Genomic DNA, 19,994 nt, shown 5'->3' on the forward strand with positions numbered 1-19,994 from the left:
TAATCTCGCTTTTTTTAATCTTAACTAAATCTATTACTACTCCTTTATGTAACTTAATCAAAATAAAAATATTATTAAAAAGTTTAAGTCATAAAAAATATGCAATTAAAGTATAAACATTCAGTAATAATATTTTTATTAAGAAAACGCTTACTAACTAATTATTAAGGCTATTTTTAACACTTAATATAAAATAATACTTCTCTCAAGTATTCAATATAATGTATAATATTACATGTAACTAATTTAATTTGTAAGTACAGTTATTTCTAATCTATTAAAACAAATTAATTTAGGAATATTTACCTAAAAAGAAAAAGAGGAGGTATAAAGATGTTTACTTTGGGAGCAAGTTTAAGCAGTCATGTTAACACTGATTGGCAAACTTATATCATGATTGCGATTTACTTTATTATTTTATTAGTTATTGGCTACTATGGCTATAAACAAGCTACAGGAAATTTAAGTGAATATATGTTAGGCGGGAGAAGTATAGGCCCCTACATTACTGCATTATCTGCAGGTGCTTCTGATATGAGTGGTTATGATTATGGGATTACCAGGTTCAGTTTATAGCACTGGTCTATCAGCTATATGGATTACTATTGGTCTTACACTTGGTGCTTATATTAACTATTTCGTTGTCGCACCACGTTTAAGAGTGTATACAGAAATCGCTGGAGATGCTATCACGCTTCCAGACTTTTTTAAAAATCGTTTAAATGATAAACAAAATATTATTAAAATCATTTCTGGTCTTATCATTGTCGTGTTCTTTACTTTATATACACATTCCGGTTTTGTTTCAGGAGGTAAATTATTCGAAAGTGCATTTGGACTAAACTATCATTTCGGATTAATCTTAGTAGCGGTAATCGTCATACTTTATACCTTCTTCGGAGGATATTTAGCTGTATCTATCACTGACTTTTTCCAAGGGGTAATCATGTTAATCGCAATGGTAATGGTGCCTATAGTGGCTATGATGCAACTCAATGGTTGGGATACGTTTCATCGTGTTGCCGAAATGAAACCAACAAATATGGATTTATTTAAAGGAACTACATTTTTAGGTATCATTTCGCTTTTTGCATGGGGGCTTGGTTATTTTGGACAACCTCATATTATCGTTCGATTTATGTCTATTAAATCACATAAGTTATTACCAAAAGCACGTCGTCTAGGTATTAGCTGGATGGCTGTAGGTCTTTTAGGGGCAGTAGGTGTTGGATTAACAGGTATTGCTTTTATTTCTGATAACCATATTAAGATGGAAGATCCTGAAACTTTATTTATCATTATGAGTCAAATTTTATTCCATCCATTAGTTGGTGGGTTCTTACTAGCAGCTATCCTTGCTGCAATTATGAGCACAATTTCATCTCAACTCTTAGTTACTTCAAGTTCGTTAACTGAAGACTTTTATAAATTAATACGTGGTGAAGAACGTGCAAAAACGCATCAGAGAGAATTCGTATTGGTGGGCCGTTTATCTGTATTAGCAGTAGCAATTGTAGCAATGGCAATTGCTTGGTCTCCAAACGATACAATACTTAACTTAGTTGGTAATGCCTGGGCAGGCTTCGGTGCTTCATTCAGTCCACTCGTTTTATTCTCTTTATATTGGAAGAAGTTAACACGTGCTGGTGCTGTAAGTGGTATGGTCGCCGGGGCGCTGGTTGTAATTGTTTGGATTGTATGGATTAAACCTTTAGCTAATATCAATGAATTATTCGGTATGTATGAAATCATTCCTGGTTTCTTAGCAAGTGTCATCGTAACATATGTTGTGAGCTTATTAACTCAATCACCTGGTGAATTTGTAAAACATGATTTAGATAAGGTTAAATCTATCGTACGAGAAAAGTAAATATTCTTAGACTAAATAATAGCCATAGAAAGAAGAAACTCTTTCTATGGCTATTCCTATTAATTACTATAAATATGAACTTGTGGTTCTTTATCATCTTTAGTTTTCGTAATTAAAGCGCGTGCGTTATTACCGTCTTTAATGCGAATTTCATAGCTATCAATATTGTCAAAATATTTTTCAGCTTGTTCTGTTACATATTGCGTAATACCAATTGTTTCAGCTTGTCCATAGTAATCAATCGGTAAATCAATTGTTAATTGTTGTGGCTTTTTATCCACGAATTTGATTTTCCCTACTGCTTGAGTAAAGTTAGAGAAATATGATTGTAAATTATTATTAAATTGTTTAAAGTTATTATTTAAGTTTTCATTGTATTTTTCAGCAGTAGCAGAAGGTAATAAGGTTGAAACTTCATTAATTTTATTCCACTTACTGATTTTAGTTTGATCTTCATCTACTACTGTATTAGCGATAAACTCTCCTGGCGTAATTGAATCCTGACCTGACTGCTTGTAAATAGCAAATTGAATAGGTATATTTTTTAAATCATCATTAGCGCGTAATCGCGTTAACATTTCAGATGCCATCGCTTTACCTTGTTTTTCAATTTCTTTATCATCAAGCTCTTTACTATACGTTGGTCCATCTTTTTCTTCTTGATAATAATAAACACTATTCATGGCTAATCCAATGGTCATACCTTTAATATTAGAACCTTTAGTATCATTACTATCATAGAAATCTTGTTCTAAAATATTCGATAAATAAGCAGGAGAATTGTCAGCAATTTTTTCTGGTTTTGTTTCTCCATTATGAGAAGGGTTTAAACCTAAATTCTCATTTGCTTTTTTAGATTTTTTCTCACTTTCACTCATTTTATCGATTTCTTTTTTAGAATATCTAGGACTTAAATAAGCATTAATGGTGTCTTTATTCAAATACTGACCGTCTTGATATAAATATTTATCTGTAGGAAAGGCTTCTTTACTTAAATTGAGTAAGCCATGTTCGAAGTCTCCTCCATTATAGCTATTTGCCATATTATCTTGTAAGACTCCACGTGCTTGACTTTCTTTAAACGGTAGGATTGTTCTATAATCATCGCCTTGTACATCTTTACCAGTAGCGATTGTTTTAACATTATTCGAATTTGATTGTGTATCTTGTTGCTTGTTAACTGATTGATCATTTTTATTACTATTATCGTTTCCACATGCCGCTAATAGCACGAGAGACATTATAACTAATAGCAGTGTCCGCTTCATTGCCGTACTCCTCTAATTTGATATTTCATTTTGCTTCGTTACAAATTGGTCTTCAGTCCAAACTGTTGTGCCAAATTTTTCTGCTTTGGCTAATTTTGAACCTGCATCTTCGCCAGCAATGACTAAGTCAGTGCTCTTGGTCACACTACTTGTAACTTTTGCTCCTTGCATTTTCAACCAAGCCGTCGCTTCTTTACGTGTCATTTGTTGTAATTTCCCTGTTAATACTATTGTTTTATCTTTAAAATCAGGATGCCCTTCTATTTCACTCGTTTTGACACCTTTATACTTCATATTAACATTCTTGTGCTTAAGTTTTTCAATTAATTCTTTGATATCTTCATTTTCAAGATAAGTCACAACAGATTGTGCTAACTTATCCCCTATATCATGAATACTTACTAATTCTTCTTCCGTTACTTCAAGCAAACGATCCATTGTTTCATATTGTTCGGCAAGGACTTGGCTGGCTTTAGCGCCTAAATGACGAATACCCAAGCCAAATAATAAATGTTCTAATGAATTCTCTTTAGACATTTCAATTGCATTTAATAAGTTGTCTACTTTTTTAGCACCCATGCGTTCTAAAGGTAACAAATCTTCTTTAGTAAGATAGAAGATATCAGCCACGTCTTTAATGAGCTGATTATGGTAAAGTTGTTGAATAATTTTTGTCCCTAGTCCATCAATGTTCATCGCTTGTCTTGAAACAAAGTGAATCAACCCTTCAACTAATTGTGCTTGGCATTGAGGATTAATACAACGTAGTGCAACTTCTCCTTCAATACGTACAAGCTCATGGTCGCAACTCGGGCAATGTGTTGGCATATGATATGGCACGGCATCATCAGGGCGACGGTCAACTATACTGCGAACGACTTCTGGAATGATATCGCCTGCTTTTTTTACAACTACACTATCTCCAATACGAATATCACGTTCTTTAATTAAATCTTCATTGTGAAGTGATGCTCTTGAGACAGTAGTCCCTGCGACACGGACTGGCTCTAAAATTGCTGTAGGTGTTACTACGCCAGTTCGTCCAATACTTAATTCTATATCTTGTAATTTAGTAATCACTTCTTCTGCTGGGAATTTATAAGCAATCGCCCAACGTGGTGATTTCTGTGTATAGCCCATTTCATCTTGTTGTTCTAAGTCATTGACTTTAATTACAATACCATCTATATCATAAGGTAAATTCTCACGTTGTTCTGTCCATTTTTCAATATATTCTAATACACCTTCTATATCAGCAACACGTTCACGTTCATGATTGGTTTTAAAGCCTAAGCGATCTAATTCATCTAACGCACCACTTTGCGTAGTAGCTTCAAAATCAGTAAAATCATTGACGCTATATAGGAATACACTCAATTTACGTTTTGCTGCTAATTTAGGATCTAATTGTCTTAATGAACCTGCAGCTGCATTTCGAGGGTTAGCAAATGGTTGCTCCTCATTCTTTTCTTTTTCTTCATTCAAAGCCATAAATGAACTTCTTGGCATATAAGCTTCACCACGTACTTCAAAATTCAAAGGTTCTTTAATTTTTAGAGGTATCGCATGAATGGTACGTAAGTTTTCTGTAATATCTTCACCTGTTGTTCCATTACCACGTGTTAATCCTTGCACAAAGCGTCCGTCTACATATTTCAGTGAGACAGCTAAACCATCGATTTTTAATTCACACATATATTCTACTTGGCCGATTTGTTCACGAATACGTGCATCAAAACGTCGTAGTTCTTCTTCATTAAAAGCGTTCCCCAAACTTAGCATCGGGGTATCATGGTCAACCTTTTCAAAAGAAGATTGAGCTTCTCCTCCTACACGTACAGTTGGAGAATCAGCCGTTTTGTATTCAGGATGTGACTCTTCTATATTGATTAATTCGCGCAATAATTTATCATATTCGCTATCTGGAACTGAAGGATTATCTTGCACGTAATATTCATAACTATATTGATTTAATAAATCATGTAGTTCATTAACACGTTGTTGGATGTTTTCCATTCATTAATCCTCCTTCTTAGTAATTGGGGCAAATTGAGCTAACAGTCGTTTAGGACCTTCAGATTTGAAGATAATATCTAATTCAACTGAGCCATTTTTCTCGCTTACATTACTTACCATACCCTCACCCCAAGATTTATGCGTTACTTTATCACCAATGTTCCAATCTGAAGCGGATACTTGTTTTTTAGATGATGTCGTGCGTTTACTAAATCCACGTTTCGCTGGTGTCTTGGATTTTGGAGTGATGACTTGTCGTTGTTGTTTCGCAGGTTTTTCTAATAAATCTTCAGGTATTTCACGTAAGAAACGTGATGGCATATTTGATTGAGAACGGCCGAATAACATACGTGACGTTGCGTGAGTGATATACAATACTTCCTCTGCACGCGTAATCGCTACGTAACAAATACGGCGTTCTTCTTCCATTTCATGCTCGTCATCGCTCTTGATTGCACGAATATGTGGGAATAATGATTCCTCCATACCCATTAGAAAGACGATTGGGAACTCTAGACCTTTCGCAGAGTGCATTGTCATTAATGTCACACCATTTTCGATTTGTGCTTCATCAATATCTGCCACTAGTGATAAATCCGTTAAAAAGTTAATCAATGATTGTTCTTCAAGTGGTGTATTCTCTTCATAGTCTTTAGGTACTGACATGAATTCATCGATATTTTCTAATCGTGAACGCGATTCGATTGTTTGCTCACGTTCTAACATTTGACGATAGCCTGATTTATCAAGAATTTCTTCTACAATCTCACTAATTTCAAGGAACTCTTGTTCTTTGATTAAATTTTGAATAAGTTCATAGAATTGTATACACTCTTGAGTAACCTTTTTAGAAAGACCAATGAAATCCACTTCGCCTAATGCGTCAAACATACTGATATTATTATCCATTGCATAGCGTTGAATCTTTTCAACTGAAGATGGACCAATACCACGTTTAGGGACGTTAATAATACGTTGTAAACTGATATCATCATTGCTATTAGCTACAATTCGTAAATAGCTTAATAAGTCTTTAATCTCTTTACGGTCATAGAACTTTTGTCCCCCTACCATTGTGTAAGGAATATTAGATTTCATAAACGTTTCCTCTAGCACACGAGATTGGGCGTTAGTTCTATACAGAATTGCCATGTCGCTATAATCTTTACCTGACTTGCGATGTTTAATGATTTCACGTACAACATATTCCGCTTCATCACGTTCAGTCATCGCTTCATAATATTTAATTTTCTCGCCACCATTATTAGCTGTCCATAATCCTTTAGGCTTACGTTCTGTATTATTTTTAATAACTTCATTAGCTGCTGTTAATATCGTCTTAGTTGAACGATAGTTTTGCTCTAGGAATATAGTCTTAGCTTCAGGATAGTCTTCTTCGAAAGATAAAATATTTTGTATATCAGCACCACGCCAACCATAAATAGATTGGTCTGAGTCACCTACTACACATAAGTTTTTAAATTTACTAGCTAGTAATTTAACAAGCGTATATTGTGCTTTATTGGTATCTTGATATTCATCTACATGAATATATTGGAATTTATTTTGATAATATTCTAATGCATCTGGTACACGTTCAAATAAACGAATGGTCTTCATGATTAAATCATCGAAATCTAATGCTTCATTTCTTGATAATTGACGTTGATAACCACTATAAACTGTCGCTACCATTTGTGAATGGAAATCATTCGCTTCATTCATCGCATCTTCTGGCGTCTTTAATTCATTTTTTAAGTTGCTGATGGCGCCAATAAACATACGTGGTTCGAAACGCTTGCTATCTATGTTTTCATTTTTCAATACATCTTTGATCACTGATTTTTGATCTGTAGGATCGATAATTGTAAAGTTACGTTCTATACCGATACGGTCAGCATCACGTCTTAATATTTTCACACACATTGAGTGGAAGGTAGACATCCATATCACTTGTGCCTGTTCTCCTACTAAATGTTCTACACGTTCTTTCATTTCTTTTGCTGCTTTATTTGTAAAAGTGATTGCTAATATGTTGTAAGGAGAAACATCTTTTTCATCTAATAAATAAGCGATTCGATGCGTTAATACTCTTGTTTTACCAGAACCTGCGCCGGCCATAATAAGCAATGGTCCTTCAGTCGTTCTTACAGCTTCACTTTGCTCTTTATTCATGTTTGCTACTAATGAATTCATTTATTAGACTCCTTTTTTATTTTTACAGTTTTTAATGCTTTTTTAATATCAGAATAAATAATATTACCTACTACAATAGTATCAGCAATATCTTTCATTTCCTTGGCTTCTTCTAATGTACTAATACCCCCGCCATAGAATAACTGAGTTGTTGATAGCATTTGAGACGCTGCTTTTACTTGTTCAACATCTCCATATGAACCACTATATTCAATATACATAATCGGTAATTTATACATGTCATTTACCATTTGTGCATATGCTTCAATATCCTCAGTAGTTAAATCTGTTTCTGACTGTGTAACTTGGGCGACTTTGCTTTCTGCATTAAGCACTACGTATCCTTCAAATATGACTTCATCGAAATTAATCATATGACCATATTGTTTTAATGCTTTATGTAAAATGCCATTGTGATATTTAGTATCTTTGCTGTTCAGTACGGTTGGTACAAAATAAAAATCGAAACCAGGCATGATACTTTCTAAATTTGAAATTTCTAGCACTAGTGGTAATGGATATCGTCTCACTCTACTCATTAAATGAATGACATTATCCTCAGTGATATCATCTGTACCACCAATCATTATCGCATCAGTTTCAGACATACAAAGTGCCTCTAAATCCTTGTCACTAATATCCTTTGCTGGATCAAGTTTAAACACATGTTGCCACTCTTTAATGTCGTACATATATCCATAACTCCTTTTTTTAACATACACTAAATTATAGCATTTTTAATCTTTGAGTTCTAAATAGATTCCTCGGCTTTTTAGAGGAAAAATAAAAATTAAATTTTTTAAATTGAGGACATAAATTAAGGCTGAAACTTTGCGTCTCAGCCTTGTATATATAACGTTTATTCTTTTGTTTCAATATTTAAACGGTCTAAAATCATTGTATATGCATCATTACCCCATTGTAATGAACGTTTTACTCTAGAAATAGTAGCTGTTGAAGCGCCAGACTCTTTTTCAATTGTAGCATAAGTAAAACCTTGTTTAATCATTTTAGCGACTTGAAGTCTTTGAGATAATGATTGGATTTCGTTTACTGTGCATAAATCATCGAAGAACTCATAACATTCTTCTCTATTTTCTAGTGTTAATATCGCGTCAAATAATTCATCTAATGCTTGTCCGCGTAGTTTCTCGATTTGCATCTCAAACAACCCCTATATTCCAATTTCAATATACATTTATTTTAACGCATTAAATAATTAAAGTGTAGTCATTTTTATTGAAAAAAGAGTATAGGCTTATTCTAATCCAGCACGTTTGAAAATTGTATCCACTTGATTTAAATGATGTTCTGGATTGAAGCATTCATCTAATTCTTCTTTAGAAAGCACCTCTGTAATTGAACTATCTTGTTCAATTAATTCACGGAATGGTGTTTTAGTTTCCCAAGATTCCATCGCTTTAGGTTGAACTTTGTCATATGCTTCTTCACGAACCATACCTTTGTTAATTAAAGCTAATAATACTCTTTGTGAGAAGATTAAACCAAATGTCTTATCAATGTTATTTCTCATATTATCTTCAAATACAGTTAAGCGATCAACGATATTTGTAAAACGGTTTAAAGCATAATTTAATGCAATTGTTACATCAGGTAACATAATACGTTCTGCAGATGAATGTGAGATATCACGTTCATGCCATAAAGGTACATTTTCATATGCTGTTGTAATGTAACCACGAATCACTCGTGAAATACCTGTAATATTTTCTGAACCAATTGGATTACGTTTGTGAGGCATTGCTGATGAACCTTTTTGACCTTTAGCAAATGCTTCTTCTACTTCACGTGTTTCAGTTTTTTGTAAATTACGGATTTCTACCGCAAATTTTTCTAAAGAAGTAGCAACTAACGCTAATGTTGCAATGTAGTAAGCATGACGATCACGTTGTAACGTTTGCGTTGAAACAGGCGCAGTATCAATGCCTAAGTGTTTACATACATAACTTTCAATTTCAGGTGGAATGTTAGCAAATGTACCAACCGCACCACTCATTTTACCTACTTCAATTTCTTTACGTACTTCTTTAAAACGTTTTAAATTACGTTTCATTTCTGCATACCATAAAGCCATTTTCACACCGAATGTTGTAGGTTCAGCGTGCACGCCATGTGTACGGCCCATCATTAAAGTATATTTATATTTTTTAGCTTTTTGTTCTAATACGTCGATAAAACGTTCAATGTCTTTCTCTAAAATTTCATTAGCTTGTTTAATCACATAACTTAAAGCTGTATCAACTACATCTGTTGACGTTAATCCATAATGAACCCATTTACGTTCTTCACCTAATGTTTCAGATACTTGTCGAGTGAAAGCTACAACATCGTGACGTGTTTGTTCTTCGATTTCTTTCGCACGCTCAACATCAACTTTAGCATTGTCTCTAATTTTTTTAACATCTTCTTTCGGAATGTGACCTAATTCACTCCATGCTTCACATGCTAAAATTTCAACTTCTAACCACGCTTCATATCTATTTTGGTCTGTCCAAATACTAGCCATTTCTTCTCTTGAATAACGTTCAATCATTTTTAAACTCCTATTCTATGTATTAGATTCATTACAAAAACTGTACATTAAATGCAAAAACACAATAATAGTTCGTGTTTAAGTGCTTATTTTTAGTTTAACAGATTCTATTTAAAAAGTATAAACCTTTTTTCTATATAATAAGTATAATGGATTATTTAAAAAATAGACACTGATGTCCCTAATAAAAAAAAGAAATCTAAGTGCTACTCAAATTAAGCATTGCACTTAGATTTCTCTTCTAATTAATTATTCACTTTCGATTTTCTTACCAACAAATTGGATATCTTGTCGTAAAACTTCTACATTACCATTTTTATCTTCTGTATAAACTGGTTTTTCAATACGACGAACTGGCATATAGCCTTCTTCACGCATACGCGCTAAACAATCAGCAATCGTTTCATTCTCATTTACTCTGAACTTCACTGTATTCCACAACGCTTTCTATTTCTTCTACTTCGTATGCTTTAACCTTACGTGTACGTACACCTTTAGTCCAGAAACCACCATGTATTGCTCTTGGTTCATAAGCAATAATAAATGCTTTTTCATCTAAATTGCGAACAGTTTCCATTAATTTACGTTCATAACGGCGTGGCGTTAAAATTTGCATAACCATTCGGCTACCATCTCTACCATGTGCTTCATAGTGCGTAACACCATACCCTAAGTTTCTTAATTCGTTAGGTAAATCTAATTCATATTCTGCTGAAGTTACGTTGACGACTGTGTATCCTAAAGCAAGTTTCTCTTCAATCTTCATACCTACCATGATACCTATTGAGAAACCAAAGGCATATGCAAAGATATTCTGTATTTGATCAAGACTAGACATTACTAATCCAAGACCAACTACATATATTAATACTTCAAGGAAACTTACTGCTGCTGCCATATAACGATAACCTTTTAATGTTAAGATTGTGCGCATTGTTAAGAACGTTACGTAAAACACATTAATAATGAATATCGCTATAACCATTGACCATGGATTTGATGTTATCACTGACATGTTAATCCCCATTTCTTCCTTGTATAACTGAAATCGAAAATTATTTTATCAGTGAATATTTAATTTGTCACTAAAAAATCATTATAGAATAGATATAAAATAAACAGTGTAAAATATTAAAGTTAAATATAAAACCTTACTATTTAACTTTAATTCTTAGGCCAAGTATAACGTGTATAAGCTAACTCACGTTTATGCGCATTGCGAACGTAATGTTTTTCAATTGTTTCGCGTGCCTCACTTGGCACTTCTTTTCCTTCTAAATAATCATCAATTTGATCATAAGTAACGCCAAGTGCTTCTTCATCAGGCAATTGCGGTTTGTCATCTTCTAAATCCGCTGTTGGCACTTTTTCATATAAATGTTTAGGCGCATTTAAATATTGTAATAATTGTCTACCTTGTCGCTTATTTAATCCGAAAATAGGTGCAATATCAGCAGCGCCATCGCCATATTTAGTATAGAAGCCAGTAACATTCTCAGCAGAGTGATCTGTACCAATGACAATGCCACTACGATTAGAAGCAATTGAAAATTGTACTTTCATACGTTCACGTGCTTTTTCATTACCACGTTGGAAATCTGTTAGTTCAATACCTGCTTCTTTCAGTGATTGAACACTTTGATCTACCGCTGGCTTAATGTTAACTGTAATCGTTTCATCTGGTTGAATAAATTTAAGGGCATCTTCGACTTCGTCAGCATCTCTTTGTACACCATATGGTAATTTTACAGCGATAAATTGACATTCTCGTCCTTCTTTACGTAACTCTTCTACTGCAAGTTGAGCAAGTTTACCTGTTAAAGTAGAGTCTTGACCACCAGAAATACCTAATACAAGTGATTTTATAAAAGCATGAGATTGAACATATTCTTTAATAAAATGAATGATTTCATGGACTTCTTTTTCACTATCAATCTGTTTTTTGACTTTCATTTCATTCACTACGATATCTTGTAATTTAGTCATTGTCTTCCTCCATTTCTTTCACACGCTCTGCAACTTCAAAAATACGTTTATGTTTATTATCCCAACATGCTGTACTTAAGTCTACTGGATACTCTTGTGGATTTAGGTAACGTTTATTTTCATCCCATAATTTTGAAAGTGCTTGTTTTAAATACTCTTGCGCTTCTTTCTCACTTGGCAACTCATAAACGAGTTGACCGTTTTCAAAAATAGAGTGATGTAAGTCAATAGCTTCGAAATGTTTAATATGTTTCATTTTATACGTATGAACTGGATGGAACATTTTTAATGGTTTTTCACTATTAGGGTTTTCATGTTCTAACGTAATGTAGTCACCTTCTGCTTTACCAGTTTTAGTGTTAATGATTCTATAAACTTTTTTCTTACCAGGTGTTGTAACCTTTTCAGCGTTATTAGACAGTTTAATACGATCGATATATTCTCCGTGTTCGTCTTCAATTGCTACTAATTTATATACTGCACCTAATGCCGGTTGATCATAACCGGTAATTAATTTCGTGCCCACGCCCCAAGAGTCTACTTTAGCACCTTGAGATTTTAAGTTCATTATTGTTTGTTCATCTAAATCATTAGAAGCGATTATCTTCGCATTAGTGAAGCCCGCTTCATCTAACATACGTCGCGCTTCTTTTGATAAATAAGCGATATCGCCAGAATCTAAACGAATACCAACGAAATTAATCTTATCGCCTAATTCTTTAGCTACTTTGATAGCGTTTGGCACGCCTGATTTCAATGTATGGAATGTATCAACTAAAAAGACACAATCTTTATGACGTTCAGCATAAATGTTAAATGCTTTATATTCATCACCATACGTTTGTACTAAGGCATGTGCATGTGTCCCAGAAACTGGGATACCAAATAATTTACCGGCACGCACATTACTTGTCGAATCAAAACCACCTATATAAGCTGCACGTGCGCCCCAAACTGCTGCATCAAGTTCTTGTGCACGTCTTGTTCCAAATTCCATTAACGTATCATTTGGTGCCACTTGACGAATACGACTCGCTTTTGTAGCAATTAACGTATGGAAATTGACAATATTTAACAATACAGTTTCAATCAATTGCGCTTGAATAAGTGGTGCTTCTACACGTAGTAACGGTTCATTGCCAAAGCATAATTCCCCTTCTTGCATAGCACGAATATTACCTGTGAATTTAAGATTTTTTAAATAAGATAGGAAATCATTTTGATATCCAATAGATTGTAAGTACTCAATATCTGAATCACTAAAGTGGAAATTCTCAATAAATTGAATGACTCGTTTTAATCCATTAAATACAGCATAACCACTTTCAAATGGCATATTTCTAAAATACAAATCAAACACAGCGTTACGTTCATGAATACCATCATTCCAGTAACTTTCAGCCATATTAATTTGGTATAAATCATTATGTAACATTAAACTATCATCTTCGTAACGATACACCTTAATCTCTCCCAACGATCTTTTTGTATATTTTATCACAATTAGTGAATTGTGAGTATTCTCTCAACATTTACCCTTTTCAAAATTAAAAATAAAGGTATCTGACAAATTCGTGACAAAAAAAATATTTGAATGTGTTCATTAATTGCCTAGATTATAATATTAATTGAGGTGTTCTTATGATATTTGAAGAAGCAAAGTCATTTATACAAACCATGTATTCAGAATTAGCATACCCGACCATTGCAATAGAAGAAAGAATCAATGAAATCGAAAAAGAAATCACCCAAACTGGCACCTACACTCATACCTATGAGGAGTTAAGTTATGGAGCAAAGATGGCGTGGCGAAACTCTAATCGTTGTATTGGACGTTTATTTTGGGATTCACTTTATGTAAAAGACGCTCGTAATATCAAGACGGAAGCCGATTTCATCGAGGCGATTAATACACATTTAGATGAAGCCACCAATGATGGTAAGATAAAGCCTTATATTACTATTTTCTCTTCTGAAAATGCACCACGCATATACAACAATCAACTTATACGTTACGCGGGTTATGAAGATAAAGGTGATCCAGCTGAACGTGAAATCACACAACTGGCACAACATTTAGGTTGGCAAGGGCAAGGCACAGATTTTGATGTTTTGCCACTAATTTATCAAATGCCTGGTGAACCGATTAAGTTGTATAACATACCCACGTCTCTAGTAAAACAAGTTGGTATTGAACATGATCATTTTCCCAAATTAAAGGATTTAAATTTAAAGTGGTATGGGGTGCCTATCATATCAAATATGGATTTAAAAATTGGCGGTATCACTTATCCTACTGCACCATTTAATGGCTGGTATATGGTAACAGAAATAGCCGTACGTAATTTCACAGACCCCTATCGCTATAATTTATTAGAAAAAGTTGCAGAAGCTTTCGAATTTGATACACTTAAAAATAAATCATTTAATAAAGATCGAGCATTAGTAGAGTTGAATTATGCGGTCTATCATTCATTTAAATCTCAAGGTGTATCTATTGTTGATCATTTAACTGCATCAAAGCAATTTGAATTATTTGAACAGAAAGAACATGCAGCACAGCGTGAAGTAACTGGTAAATGGTCTTGGTTAGCACCTCCACTTTCACCAACGTTAACAGCGAATTATCATCATGGTTATCATAATGAAATGAAAGACCCTAATTTCCATTACAAAGAGAAACAATCGATGAAATGTCCATTCCACTAGTGTTCAACAATCATGGGGTGACATTATAAGATGCGATTATATTATTTAGGTCCTAAAGGGACGTTCTCTTACCTAGCTGCACAAACTTTTATCTCTGAAAATGAGGCTACATATTTACCGAAGTCGAATTTATATGAAGTAGTAAAAGCAGTTAATGGGGATGATGAATCTATCGGTATTGTACCTATTGAAAATTCTATCGAAGGTACAATCAATATTATTGCTGATGCACTAGCGTTACAAGAAATTTATGTTCACGGTGAAATTCACCTCGCTATTAACTTTGCGTTATACGGTAAAGAAGGTGCTACTGTTGAGGATATTAAAAAAGTATATTCTATTGCGCCAGCTATAAGCCAAACAAGTCTTTATATTTATCGTCACCAATTTGCCTATGATTATGTGGATAGCACAATTCAAGGTTTAGATAAAATTTCAGATAATGAAGGAGCTATTGCACCACTTGGAAGCGGTGAAGCATATGGTTATATACCTATCGATAGTAACATTCAAGATTACCCTCATAATGTGACTCGTTTCCTAGTGGTAAAAAATCATGACCGCTATAATACGAAAGCTAAAAATACTATACTGCTCATTACACCGAAATTTGACAAAGCCGGCTTATTAGCAAGTATATTAAATACCTTTGCGTTATTTAATATTAATTTGTCTTGGATTGAATCGAGACCTTTAAAAACAAAACTAGGTATGTATCGTTTTTTCGTTCAAGCTGATATTGGTTTATGTACTGATCTCAATAAAGTGACATCAATTTTAGAAACGTTAGATTTCAAAGTGAAAGTTATTGGGGCATTTAATCGACATTAACATTAAAAATAAGCTTCGTCTTAATAGGTCATCGAACTGGATGAGTATCTATTCTGACGAAGCTTTTATTATATCAATTATTGAACATTTATCTTTTTCACTGGCACATCATCGCTTTGATTATAGGTTAAATCTGAAACATCTTCTAAATGAATTTTTTGCGATGCGTGATCAAATGCATTTCCTGCTACAAAGACATTGGTATGCTTCACGTTATTATAACTTCTTACGTGAATCGCATCTCTATTCATTTCACCTTTAAATATATTTCCAATTACACTGAAATTCTCACCTGCTTGAGACCCTTGAACGAATCCTGTAACTGGGTCAGCGGCGTTCTTACCATCTTTCACACCTAAAAAGCGAATGCCCCCATTACAATTTATAAATTCATTACGTGAAATAATCATATTTTTAGCTTTTAAAGGCGTTAGAGCATATTCATTTAGGCCATCAAAAATATTATTTCGGATATGTACATTATCGTAAAATTTATTATATCGACTTGCATGTGAACCTATTGCTCTATTCCACGCTTGCATTTTTGGATGTTCTGAGTCGCCGAAGTAACAATTTTCAATAACAACATTTTTAGTAATCGTGCCATCTGTCGTCCCAAATTTAGGAAATGCACCAGGCACTTGAATATCTAATTGAATTGCTTCTGAAAATGAACGATCCTCATTGATATCATAAAACCCTTTAAATACACAATCTTTAATATACAAGCCATTAATACCACAAGCATCTAACGCATGCCCACCTACTACATTTAAAACGGTTACACCTAATAGTTGAACATCCTCTGCATGCCCAATAGACATAGCCGTATTATTATAAAGATAATCTCCTCCATTCATATCAAATACGCCACCTTTGATATAAATATGACTGTTTCCTTTATATCCATGATAAAATCCAAATCGTCTTCCATTTTTCAACAATGCATCTTTACTACAACGTAATAAAACTGTGTCATCTTCAAGAAGCAGTGTTGTTGAGTCGTATATCACTAAAGCTTTACCGATATGATAGGTACCTTTAGGAATATAAACGGTATGCTCTCCGTCTTTTGCCGCGTTTAATGCACGTTGAATAGCCCTTGTATCTCTACGCTTATTATTCCCTTTTAACCCATAATCTTGAGCGTTAATTAACATGTTATTGTCCCCTATCTATTATGTATTACAACTTTAAAGTTTATGTATAAATTTGTATCAAATTTAGAGTAAAGCTATACTATAGGTAATAAACTTAGCTAAACTATACTTGAGGTATATTTAAGCGTCTTATCTATATTATTATACAATTTTTTATTACCTCAAACATCCACTTGAGAGGAAGGTTGAATATGACTAAAAGAGCTTTAATTGTTGTAGATTATTCTTATGATTTTATCGCTGATGACGGCCGTTTAACTTGTGGCAAACCAGGTCAAAACATTGAAGAGTTTATCGTTAATCGCCTTGAAGATTATCAAGCTCACAATGATAATATTTTCTTTATGATGGACTTACACTACGAAAATGACGAATATCATCCTGAAACGAAACTATTCCCTCCACATAATATTGCTGGTACGCCAGGTCGTGAATTATATGGAACCGTTAAAACTTTTTATGATAAACATAAAGATAGTGACACTATTCATTACTTAGATAAACGTCGCTATGATTCATTTTATGGAACACCATTAGATAGCTTACTACGTGAGAGAGGTATCACAGAAGTTGAAATAGTAGGCGTATGTACAGATATTTGTGTATTACATACCGCTGTATCTGCGTATAATCTTGGTTATCATATTGTCATTCCTAAAGACGGTGTTGCCTCTTTTAATGCACAAGGACATGAATGGGCGTTAGGTCATTTCCAAAACTCATTAGGCGTCGAGGTAGAAGTATAACCTTAAATCGTGCTAAAATAATATTAAATCTATAGGATAAGGGTGAATTAAAACTATGGCAAAAACTTATATTTTCGGACATCAAAATCCAGATACTGATGCTATTTCATCAGCTATTATCATGGCGGATTTTGAAAAATTAACTGGTAATTCTGAAGCATCTGCTTATCGTTTAGGCGATATCAATGCTGAAACACAATATGCGCTTGATCATTTCGAAGTGAAAGCACCAGAATTATTAAGTGATAACTTAGAAGGACAAAATGTTATTCTAGTTGACCATAATGAATTCCAACAAAGTGCAGAAACAATTGCTGATGCAACAATTTTAAATGTAGTAGACCACCACAGAATCGCTAACTTTGAAACAGCAGGTCCACTATACTACCGTGCAGAACCAGTTGGCTGTACTGCAACTATTCTATATAAAATGTATAAAGAACGTGGTTTTGAAATCAAACCTGAAATTGCAGGATTAATGATTTCAGCTATTATTTCTGACAGTTTATTATTCAAATCTCCAACATGTACTGAAGAAGATGTAAATGCTGCTAAAGAATTAAAAGATATTGCTAATGTTGATTTAGATGAATATGGTTTAGAAATGTTAAAAGCAGGTGCTTCTACTACTGACAAATCTGCAGAAGAATTATTAGACATGGATGCTAAATCATTTAACATGGGTGACTACGTAACACGTATTGCTCAAGTTAATACAGTCGATATTGATGAAGTATTAGATCGTAAAGACGAATTAGAAAAAGCAATGTTAGAATCAAGTACTAACGAAAAATATGATTTATTTGTATTAGTAGTGACTGATATTATTAATAGTGACTCTAAAATTTTAGTTGTTGGTGCTGAAAAAGATAAAGTCGGCGAAGCTTTCAAAGTTCAATTAGATGATGGTATGGCCTTCTTATCTGGCGTTGTATCACGTAAAAAACAAGTTGTACCACAAATTACTGAAGTATTAACTAAATAATTTGATGTTTCATTTAAACTGAGTCACAATTTGTGACTCAGTTTTTTTAATTATTTAATAATAGGGTATAAATAATATAAATTGTATTCTCTATTTATATTAAGGTAATTTATTAAAAATATTTAAAATTTAAGGAGGTCATGTGCTTGTCATCAATAGCGCAACAATTTGAAAATAGTAGAACCTTTTTCAAAACACATAAAACGAAAGACGTTAAGTTCAGAAAACAACAATTAAAACAATTAAGTAAGAGTATCAAAAATCATGAAAATGAGTTACTTGAAGCTTTAAAAGAAGATTTAGGAAAAAGTCCAGTTGAAGCTTACGCTACAGAAATTGGTATTTTATTAAAAAGTATTAAGATGGCGCGTAAAGAACTTAAAAACTGGTCAAAAACAAAACAAGTTGATACGCCTTTATTCATGTTCCCTTCTAAAAGTTACATTAAGCCTGAACCATATGGCACAGTATTAATCATCGGTCCATTTAATTATCCTGTACAACTTGTCTTTGAACCTTTAATTGGTGCCATTGCTGCAGGAAACACTGCAATCGTTAAACCGTCTGAATTAACACCTCACGTTGCAAGTGTGATCAGTAAAATCATTGAATCAACTTTTGCACCAGAATATATCTCTACTGTTGAGGGCGGTATCGAAGAAACACAAGCCTTAATCAATCTACCATTCGACTATATGTTCTTTACAGGTAGTGAAAAAGTTGGCCAAGTTGTCTATGAAGCTGCTAGCAAGAATTTAGTACCCGTTACACTTGAACTAGGTGGTAAATCTCCTGTCATTGTAGATGAAACTGCGAATATAAAAGTAGCAAGTGATCGTATTAGTTTTGGTAAATTTACGAATGCTGGTCAAACTTGCGTCGCACCTGACTATATTCTTGTTAACCGAAAAGTAAAAAACGAACTTATTCAAGCTTTAAAACAAAGCATACGCGAATTTTATGGTAAAGACATTCAACAAAGTCCTGATTTCGGAAGAATTGTTAATGACAAACATTTCAATAGATTAAGCGAACTATTAGCCGTTCATCAAAACGAAATAACATTCGGCGGGAACACAGATGCAGCTGAACGTTATATTGAACCTACCATCTTAGAAGGTATTAATCCAATTTCAAAAATTATGCAGGAAGAGATTTTTGGCCCACTCTTGCCAATTATTACTTACGATGATTTCGACGAAGCATTGGATATTATCCAAAGTAAATCAAAACCTTTAAGTTTATATTTATTTAGTGAAGATGAAAATACGACACATCGTGTATTAAATGAATTATCATTTGGTGGCGGTGCGATTAATGACACACTTATGCATTTAGCAAATCCTAACTTACCATTTGGCGGTGTAGGTGCTTCAGGTATTGGCCAATATCATGGTAAATATTCATTCGACACATTTAGTCATAAAAAATCATATATCTTTAAATCTACACGCTTAGATTCTAGTATCATTTATCCTCCATATAAAGGTAAATTTAAATATATTAAAGCCTTTTTCAAAAATTAAAAAAGCACTTAAAAAAGGAGTGGGACAGAAATTAAATCAATTTCGTCGTCCAACTCCAGCTTGCTTTATTAGTGGAATTTCTTAATGAAATTCTCTGTGCTGGGGCCCCGCTCCCCGGCAAGGATGACTTGGCTTGAAAAAAGCTTA

General features: G+C 33.6%; 16 protein-coding genes and 1 pseudogene. 6 read left to right on the top strand and 11 right to left on the bottom strand.

Translation table 11 applies throughout. The annotated features are described in order from the left end of the window. Positions 1–333: 333 nt before the first annotated feature. Positions 334–1,870 (top strand): annotated as a pseudogene (putP, locus tag E2558_RS08910) (sodium/proline symporter PutP). A gap of 59 nt (positions 1,871–1,929) precedes the next feature. Here putP and E2558_RS08915 read toward each other — a convergent pair. From E2558_RS08915 to E2558_RS08960, 10 genes are all read right to left on the bottom strand, one after another. Further along, positions 1,930–3,138, bottom strand: coding sequence for a CamS family sex pheromone protein (locus E2558_RS08915; RefSeq protein WP_126565872.1), 1,209 nt, complete (start codon positions 3,136–3,138; stop codon positions 1,930–1,932). 12 nt (positions 3,139–3,150) lie between these two features. After that, positions 3,151–5,154: an NAD-dependent DNA ligase LigA gene (gene ligA / locus E2558_RS08920; protein WP_126565873.1), complete on the bottom strand. Its 2,004-nt coding sequence runs from the start codon at positions 5,152–5,154 to the stop codon at positions 3,151–3,153. Positions 5,155–5,157: 3 nt separating this feature from the next. Further along, positions 5,158–7,350, bottom strand: coding sequence for a DNA helicase PcrA (gene pcrA / locus E2558_RS08925; RefSeq protein ID WP_126565874.1), 2,193 nt, complete (start codon positions 7,348–7,350; stop codon positions 5,158–5,160). After that, the gene (pcrB, locus tag E2558_RS08930; protein WP_126565875.1) at positions 7,347–8,042 is read right to left on the bottom strand and encodes a heptaprenylglyceryl phosphate synthase; all 696 of its coding nucleotides are present in this window, start codon (positions 8,040–8,042) and stop codon (positions 7,347–7,349) included. The genes pcrA and pcrB overlap by 4 nt, the downstream gene beginning before the upstream one ends. 167 nt (positions 8,043–8,209) lie before the next feature. After that, positions 8,210–8,512, bottom strand: a complete 303-nt coding sequence (locus tag E2558_RS08935; RefSeq protein ID WP_103297985.1) for a YerC/YecD family TrpR-related protein — start codon at positions 8,510–8,512, stop codon at positions 8,210–8,212. 96 nt (positions 8,513–8,608) lie between these two features. Then, positions 8,609–9,904 (bottom strand): adenylosuccinate lyase, encoded by a 1,296-nt coding sequence (purB, locus tag E2558_RS08940; protein WP_126565876.1) that lies wholly within the window; start codon positions 9,902–9,904, stop codon positions 8,609–8,611. Between the two features lie 249 nt (positions 9,905–10,153). Then, complete coding sequence (locus tag E2558_RS08945; protein WP_126565877.1) at positions 10,154–10,333, bottom strand: NETI motif-containing protein; 180 nt, start codon at positions 10,331–10,333, stop codon at positions 10,154–10,156. Then, on the bottom strand, positions 10,314–10,919 hold the full coding sequence (locus E2558_RS08950) for a DUF2179 domain-containing protein (RefSeq protein ID WP_126565878.1): 606 nt from the start codon (positions 10,917–10,919) through the stop codon (positions 10,314–10,316). Before E2558_RS08950 ends, E2558_RS08945 begins: the two co-directional genes overlap by 20 nt. A gap of 149 nt (positions 10,920–11,068) precedes the next feature. Beyond that, positions 11,069–11,890, bottom strand: coding sequence for an ammonia-dependent NAD(+) synthetase (nadE, locus tag E2558_RS08955; RefSeq protein ID WP_126565879.1), 822 nt, complete (start codon positions 11,888–11,890; stop codon positions 11,069–11,071). Continuing rightward, the gene (locus E2558_RS08960) at positions 11,883–13,352 is read right to left on the bottom strand and encodes a nicotinate phosphoribosyltransferase (RefSeq protein ID WP_126565880.1); all 1,470 of its coding nucleotides are present in this window, start codon (positions 13,350–13,352) and stop codon (positions 11,883–11,885) included. Before E2558_RS08960 ends, nadE begins: the two co-directional genes overlap by 8 nt. 179 nt (positions 13,353–13,531) lie before the next feature. On the opposite strand from E2558_RS08960, the gene E2558_RS08965 reads away from it, so the two are divergent. Together E2558_RS08965 and E2558_RS08970 are read left to right on the top strand one after the other, a co-directional pair. Further along, positions 13,532–14,599: a nitric oxide synthase oxygenase gene (locus E2558_RS08965; protein ID WP_126565881.1), complete on the top strand. Its 1,068-nt coding sequence runs from the start codon at positions 13,532–13,534 to the stop codon at positions 14,597–14,599. A gap of 30 nt (positions 14,600–14,629) precedes the next feature. After that, the gene (locus tag E2558_RS08970; RefSeq protein WP_126565882.1) at positions 14,630–15,430 is read left to right on the top strand and encodes a prephenate dehydratase; all 801 of its coding nucleotides are present in this window, start codon (positions 14,630–14,632) and stop codon (positions 15,428–15,430) included. A gap of 77 nt (positions 15,431–15,507) precedes the next feature. Here the strand turns inward: E2558_RS08970 and E2558_RS08975 are convergent, their stop codons facing one another. After that, positions 15,508–16,590, bottom strand: a complete 1,083-nt coding sequence (locus E2558_RS08975; protein WP_126565883.1) for a glycosyl hydrolase family 28-related protein — start codon at positions 16,588–16,590, stop codon at positions 15,508–15,510. Positions 16,591–16,781: 191 nt separating this feature from the next. On the opposite strand from E2558_RS08975, the gene E2558_RS08980 reads away from it, so the two are divergent. The 3 genes from E2558_RS08980 to E2558_RS08990 all read left to right on the top strand — a co-directional run bounded on the left by E2558_RS08980 (position 16,782) and on the right by E2558_RS08990 (position 19,847). Further along, positions 16,782–17,336, top strand: a complete 555-nt coding sequence (locus E2558_RS08980) for a cysteine hydrolase family protein (protein ID WP_126565884.1) — start codon at positions 16,782–16,784, stop codon at positions 17,334–17,336. Positions 17,337–17,391: 55 nt separating this feature from the next. Then, a complete protein-coding gene (locus tag E2558_RS08985; protein WP_126565885.1) occupies positions 17,392–18,321 on the top strand; it encodes a manganese-dependent inorganic pyrophosphatase in 930 nt (309 codons plus the stop codon). A gap of 140 nt (positions 18,322–18,461) precedes the next feature. After that, the gene (locus E2558_RS08990; protein WP_371869281.1) at positions 18,462–19,847 is read left to right on the top strand and encodes an aldehyde dehydrogenase; all 1,386 of its coding nucleotides are present in this window, start codon (positions 18,462–18,464) and stop codon (positions 19,845–19,847) included. Positions 19,848–19,994: the final 147 nt, after the last annotated feature.

Source organism: Staphylococcus pragensis (assembly GCF_004785665.1).
GTDB classification, from domain to species: Bacteria; Bacillota; Bacilli; order Staphylococcales; family Staphylococcaceae; genus Staphylococcus; species Staphylococcus pragensis.